Below are 6,131 nucleotides of genomic sequence, written 5' to 3'. Positions count from 1 at the left end.
TGAAGAGGGAAGCTCAGTGATGTCTAAAGAAGCTAACTCCCAGTTGGCTATTAGACAAGAAAAGTTTATTAGAGATTTAAAAAATGCATTGGTTCGTATTGAAAATAAAACATACGGAATTTGCCGTGTGACAAAAAAATTAATTTCAAAAGAACGGCTAAAATTGGTTCCTCATGCCACATTAAGTATAGAGGCTAAAAATATGCAAATGTAAAAGCTTTTTTACATTCCTCTAATTTATAATTGCAACAATCCATGACACTAAAAAAGGCCGGGCTCATTATATTTTTGATTTTGTTAATAGATCAGGTTTCTAAGGTTTATATCAAAACAAATTTTATGTTAGGCGAAGAAATCAAGGTATTTGACTGGTTTCGAATACTCTTCATTGAAAATGAAGGAATGGCTTGGGGAGCAAAAATCCCCGGTGAATATGGCAAACTCATTCTCACTCTTTTTCGCTTGGTTGCTATTGTTGCTATTGGGTATTGGCTTTGGGATTCCGTCAGAAAAAAAATGTCTCGAATATTGATTGTGGGCATATCTCTCATTTTTGCCGGAGCTATGGGTAATATCATTGATTCTGTGTTTTATGGTGTCATATTTGACGATAGCTACCGCAAAGTAGCGACACTCTTCTCTGAGGAAGCTTATGGAACCTTATTTCACGGAAAAGTTGTAGACATGTTATATTTTCCATTGTATAAAGGGTACTTACCGGAATGGATTCCAATATGGGGAGGTGATTATTTTACTTTCTTTGATCCGGTTTTTAATGTGGCCGATGTAGCCATTAGTACCGGTGTTGGCTTACTCATTGTTTTTAATAAAAGAGCATTTCCAAAAGAGATAAAAGCTGAAACAGGAGAACATTCAACAAATGAAATTAAGCCAAAGGCGGAGCAAGATAATTAAATGGTTCCTGTGGTATGTTTCTTACTATTGAATATACAATTGCTATCCCAAAATAAATCACTATAAATAAATTGCTGTAAAATAACTTTACCCTGTGCTTTGTGCCAAAAACAAAATTGAGATATTCCACAAGTAATGCATATATGAGTAAAGGTATGCTCAAAACCAGTAAGGGGTTGTACCTAAAAGCCTTGAAAATTTCAAAATGCATCAAATGATGAATAGCTCTTTGTGACCCACAACCCGCACAATAAAAGTCGGTTGTGTATTTTAAAGGGCAAGGGAGAAAAAAAGAAGTTTGTGAGGGATTGAAGGAATAATAAACCACAAGCAATCCTCCCAGTATAATGAGAGGAAGCGTTGCTTTAAAAAGTGTCTTAGAGTTCCAAAAATGCACCACCTACACCAAATATGACTATTATTAATACATACAATACAATTCCTATTAGCGCAATTGCAGCGCCCCAAATGGAATATTTCTTGGCATCATCAGCTGCTTTTTGAGCGGCTTCATAATTACCTTGAGCCCAAAGTGTGTTAACATTTGAAGATTTAATAATCGCAACAATTCCTAAAGGCAGGCAACACAAAACTGTGCATAAAATAGCCCAAACTAAATTGTTATCAGGTGGAGTGGTTGGTTGGTTTTCCATGGGTTTATTTTTTAGGTTGAAAGATACTAAGATAGGAAAATTTCTAAAATCTGTGAACTTCTTCAGGAGTAATGCAATAGTCTAGTGGAATATCTGCATTTGTTACAGCAATAGGGACTGGTTCAGGAGCAAATAAGGAAAGACCAATTTTTATTGTTTCCTTTTTACAGGCAATTAAAAACCGGTCGTAGAAACCTTTTCCATATCCAACTCTGTTTCCTTTTTTATCATAGGCTAATAAAGGAACGAAAACCACATCAATTTGATTTTCTGAAAATGGAATTCCATTTACAGGCTCTGGAATTCCCCATGAATTTTTTTCAATAAGAGTATTGTCAGTCAACAGAAAGTGACTTAAAGTGTTTGTCTTTACATTTGTTTTTGGAACTGCGATGTTTTTGTCTTTACCCTGTAAAATATGAAGAATATACTCGGTATTTATTTCACCCTTTTCGACGATACTTAAAAAAATATGGTAGTTGTTGTATTGCCAGATTGAAAGGTTGATAATGTTGTTTGCAATTTTTATGCTTTTTTCTTCAATTTCATCAATGGTTAATTGGTTTCTTAATTGAAGGTATTTTTTTCTTAATTCGATTTTATTCATATGATTACAGTTTATGAAATAAGTGTAGAAATATGAAAAATAGCATCACCCTGATGCACAATGGGTGATTGATTTACATTGATGATATAGCCGTCATTTGGTGCTTTTACACGCACTTTCATTTCGCCGTAAGGATCTGTGATTGAAGCTAAAACATCTCCTTTTTTCACAAATTTATTAATAGGAACTTTAGTGTGAAGCAGCCCGCTTTTATGAGCTCTTACCCACGTACTCTTTTCAATTACAACCGGTTCATTTTCTTTAGGAGGTGCTTTAAATTTATGTTGAAGCATATCAAAGTGATTTAAAAATCGCATCACTCCTTGAACACCATACTCAATGATGTCTCTGTCGCTGCTTAAAGATTTTCCACCTTCAAATAAAAGAGAAGGGATGCCCATTTTAAGACAGGTTTGGCGATAGGATTTTTCAAGTGTTTTTGACATTACTATAAAGGGAGAGTTAAACACTTTGGCATATTTTAAGGCTACATAATCGTTGGGGGTAACTCGAATTTGAGCAGCATTAAACCTGCTGGCACCACCGGTATGAAAGTCCAGACAATAATCTGCATGAGGTAGAATTTCAGTTGTAAAATGGTGTGCAACCCTGCTGGCAAGCGACCCTTTTTTTGTTCCGGGAAAAACACGATTTAAATCATGTCCATCGGGAAATTGTCTGCTCATTGATAAAAACCCAAATACATTGAGAATAGGAATGCAAATGACGGTACCTTTTTTAGGTTTGTTAATTTTTTTAGCGATGAGTTGCCGAACGATTTCCACTCCGTTGATTTCATCTCCATGAATTCCCGCTGTGATTAAAACCGTGGGACCTGGTTTTTGAGCGCGTTCAATGATAATAGGTATTTCAACATTTGTAGCCGTGTAAAGTTTGGCAATATTAAATAGAATGGTTTTACTTTCACCCAATGCAATGTTTTCGCCTAATATTTTCAAGATAAGTTATTTTTAAATGCTTCGTTCGATGTATCTAATGATACTTTTTGCAATGTCTTTTCCGGTAGCTGCTTCAATGCCTTCCAGCCCCGGTGACGAATTTACCTCAAGAATTAAAGGGCCTCTCGATGATTGTAACATGTCTACTCCTGCTACAGCCAATCCCATAACACGAGCAGCTTTAATGGCTGCATTTTCTTCTTCGTCAGTAAGCTCAATGACAGTAGCTGTACCCCCTCTGTGAAGGTTGGATCGAAACTCCCCTTCTTTGCCCTGGCGTTTCATGGCTCCAACCACTTGACCGTCTACTACAAAAGCTCTAATGTCTGCCCCTCCGGCTTCTTTTATAAACTCTTGAACAATCACACGGGCTTGCAAGCCATTAAATGCTTCCAGAACTGATTCAGCAGCATTGTTTGTTTCTGCTAAAACAACACCCAGTCCTTGTGTGCCCTCTAAAAGTTTGATAATTAATGGAGCCCCTCCTACATGTTTAATGACATCTTCAGTATTTCGGGAATAATTAGTAAAAACTGTTTTTGGAAGTCCTAAACCTGCTCGCGAGAGTACCTGTAAACTTCTCAATTTATCTCTGGATCTCACCAGTGCCTGAGACTCTGTTGTGGTGAATACACGCATCATTTCAAATTGTCTTACCACTGCTGTCCCATAAAAAGTGACTGAAGCACCTATTCTTGGAATGACGGCATCGGTATCTTTTACTAGATGTCCTTTATAATAAATGCAAGGGTTCTTTTTTTCAATAACAATATCGCATTTAGCGTGGTCAATAATTTCCACATTGTGATTTCTTTTTTTTGCGGCTTCCACAAGTCTTTTTGTTGAATATAGGTTAGGGTTGCCTGAAAGTATTTTAATGTTCATTTTGTTGCTGTTTGAACGATAAATTAGTTAAGCTTGTATCTACTACAAATCGTTTGTTTAAAAATGTCCTGCCTAAAAGTACTGGAAATTTCATTTCCTCCCTGTCTGAAAGGGTTAAATAAATATCGTGATTTAGATTAAAAAGAATGATGGTTGTTTTTATTTTATAGCGGGTTTGTACAATTCCGTTACTGCTTTTAACCCGAGTGGTTTGATAGTTTTTAAAAATGATTTCTTTACCGTCATAGTCAGGGTGCTCTTCATCCAAAAAGTTACACTTTAAAACACCCTTTTCTTCTATTACATTTTTGCAATGAATAGATGAAGTATATGCACCGGTATCAATTTTTACGGCAATCTGAAGTAGTTCCAGTAATGGAAAGTCTGCTTTATCAATTCTGCCAATTGTTTGTTTCAATAAATGTAAGTTTTTGGGTGCAATATACTAAATAACTTTACCGATTTCGAAAGTTGTAAAATTGTTCAATATAAAAAAAGGTGTTCCCATTTTTATGACAACACCTTACTATTAATTTTAAAAAAATGGATTACAGTTTATAGTTTAATCCTATACCCAATACTTCTCTAATCTGAAAACCTTTTACAGCATTGTCATCATATATTGCCTGAAAAATAACATTTGCAGACAAATAATCATTGACTTTTAGTACCAAGTTCATTGTGTAATCAATATCGATGTTTTGAGGATCTTCCAGATAATTGGAATACAGATTTAAGATGTTCTCCATTGTGACATTTTCAACTACATCAAACTTTGCATATCCAGATACTGAGGCACCAAATTCAAAACGCAAGGTCTCATTGGCTTCAACTCCAAAATAAGGGTTTTCATTAAAAGCTTCAATTGCTATAGGGTCATTGCCTACATCTGTAAAACGACTATTCACAAAAATCAGTCTTGAAGTTGCCGGTGCGATATTCACTTTTAAATTGTCGCTTTTTTTCCATAACAAACCAGGTCCAAACTGTAAATAACCCGGAGACATAAAGCGAGTAGTCTCTGTGCGAGTTACGGGACTTGTTGACTCGTCAAACACATACCCTTTTGCAAACTGGGTTCTAAAATTTACAAAAAAGGAGTAGGCCCAGTTAGATTCTTTAATCTGGTATCCTATAACTGAATTGATTTCAAGTCGGTCGTTTGTTTTTCGTTCAAAATCGTCTCCTTTTATTTTTGTTAATCCATAATCTCCCATAAAGCGATTGTCCCAGGTTAACTTTCCTTTTCGGTAGTTGGCATCATAGTTAAGGGAAATATTTCCTGCAATATTTGATGTGCCACCACCTGTCCATTCATGATTGAATGCTGCTTGATTAAATAAAATTGAAAAATTCCCTGTTTTTGTCCAACCATCTTTTGGTTTGTCTTCTACTTCTTGAGAAAAACCGGAAATTGCAGTCAAAAGTGTAAAAATTGAAATATATATTTTTTTCATGTTATATGTTTTTATCACAAAAATACATTTTTTATATAAAGTTGTTCAGAGAAAATTTAGTATTGAAACAATCAGCTTTTTCTTTTGTATAATGGAACACTAGAGCAAGCTTCACCATAAAAAAGGCTTTTAACCAGAGGTTGGATTTTTTGAATAAGAAGTACTGAAGCGTTTTCTGGTACCGGTTTGTTTGTACAACCTTTAATAATAACAGGAAGACCTTTAAGTTCAGAAAAATCTGTTTGTTGTATGATTTCTGCATATAAGGTGTTTTCCATGTCAGTCAAGTTACCAATTACAATTTTTTTTGCAAAAGGAGTGAGGTATGTTGTGACAAGTAAATATGCCCATCCGGGGATGATGGCTTCTGAGCTGGAGTTTAAAGCAACATATGCGTTTTGATATTGACTCCAGTCATGGTTTTTTGCGTGTTCACGAAACTCTTTTTCTCTTAATATTAAACCTTCAAATAGCCAGTCTTTTATATCAAACATCACTCGTTTTCCTTCAGGGTAATAGTCTTCCAGATTGAGGGTGATCAATTTGCTGTTTGCTACTTTATTGATGATTTTGTCCATAGAGTCTTAAGGATGTTTTATAACATTCCTAATTCAAGTTTTGCTTCTTCACTCATCAATTCCTGAGTCCAAGGCGG

Annotated in this window: 9 protein-coding genes; 2 read left to right on the top strand and 7 right to left on the bottom strand. The window is 35.3% G+C overall.

What is annotated here, in order from left to right; translation table 11 throughout:
- Both AACY61_RS07240 and AACY61_RS07235 read left to right on the top strand, forming a co-directional pair.
- The coding region (locus AACY61_RS07240) for a TraR/DksA C4-type zinc finger protein (protein WP_339610905.1) at positions 1-214 on the top strand (214 nt) is incomplete at its 5' end.
- 41 nt (positions 215-255) lie between these two features.
- A complete protein-coding gene (locus AACY61_RS07235) occupies positions 256-915 on the top strand; it encodes a lipoprotein signal peptidase (protein WP_339610904.1) in 660 nt (219 codons plus the stop codon).
- 377 nt (positions 916-1,292) lie between these two features.
- On the opposite strand, the gene AACY61_RS07230 is transcribed toward AACY61_RS07235, so the two are convergent.
- From AACY61_RS07230 to AACY61_RS07200, 7 genes are all read right to left on the bottom strand, one after another.
- The gene (locus AACY61_RS07230; RefSeq protein ID WP_339610903.1) at positions 1,293-1,568 is read right to left on the bottom strand and encodes a CD225/dispanin family protein; all 276 of its coding nucleotides are present in this window, start codon (positions 1,566-1,568) and stop codon (positions 1,293-1,295) included.
- 43 nt (positions 1,569-1,611) lie between these two features.
- Entirely contained in the window at positions 1,612-2,175 is a 564-nt protein-coding gene (locus AACY61_RS07225) for a 5-formyltetrahydrofolate cyclo-ligase (RefSeq protein ID WP_339610902.1), read from the bottom strand.
- Positions 2,176-2,186: 11 nt separating this feature from the next.
- Complete coding sequence (locus tag AACY61_RS07220) at positions 2,187-3,137, bottom strand: succinylglutamate desuccinylase/aspartoacylase family protein (protein ID WP_339610906.1); 951 nt, start codon at positions 3,135-3,137, stop codon at positions 2,187-2,189.
- A 9-nt stretch (positions 3,138-3,146) separates the two neighbouring features.
- Positions 3,147-4,019 carry a 30S ribosomal protein S6--L-glutamate ligase gene (rimK, locus tag AACY61_RS07215; RefSeq protein ID WP_339610900.1) on the bottom strand — a complete coding sequence of 291 codons (873 nt, stop codon included), beginning with the start codon at positions 4,017-4,019 and terminating at the stop codon, positions 3,147-3,149.
- A complete protein-coding gene (locus AACY61_RS07210) occupies positions 4,009-4,437 on the bottom strand; it encodes a RimK/LysX family protein (protein WP_339610899.1) in 429 nt (142 codons plus the stop codon). The genes rimK and AACY61_RS07210 overlap by 11 nt, the downstream gene beginning before the upstream one ends.
- A gap of 130 nt (positions 4,438-4,567) precedes the next feature.
- Positions 4,568-5,476 carry a DUF3078 domain-containing protein gene (locus AACY61_RS07205; protein ID WP_339610898.1) on the bottom strand — a complete coding sequence of 303 codons (909 nt, stop codon included), beginning with the start codon at positions 5,474-5,476 and terminating at the stop codon, positions 4,568-4,570.
- A gap of 71 nt (positions 5,477-5,547) precedes the next feature.
- Positions 5,548-6,054 carry a DUF2480 family protein gene (locus tag AACY61_RS07200; RefSeq protein WP_339610897.1) on the bottom strand — a complete coding sequence of 169 codons (507 nt, stop codon included), beginning with the start codon at positions 6,052-6,054 and terminating at the stop codon, positions 5,548-5,550.
- Positions 6,055-6,131 lie beyond the last annotated feature (77 nt).

The organism is uncultured Planktosalinus sp. (assembly GCF_963973675.1).
Taxonomy (GTDB): domain Bacteria; phylum Bacteroidota; class Bacteroidia; order Flavobacteriales; family Flavobacteriaceae; genus Planktosalinus.
This window is presented reverse-complemented; position numbering and strand designations above follow the sequence as displayed.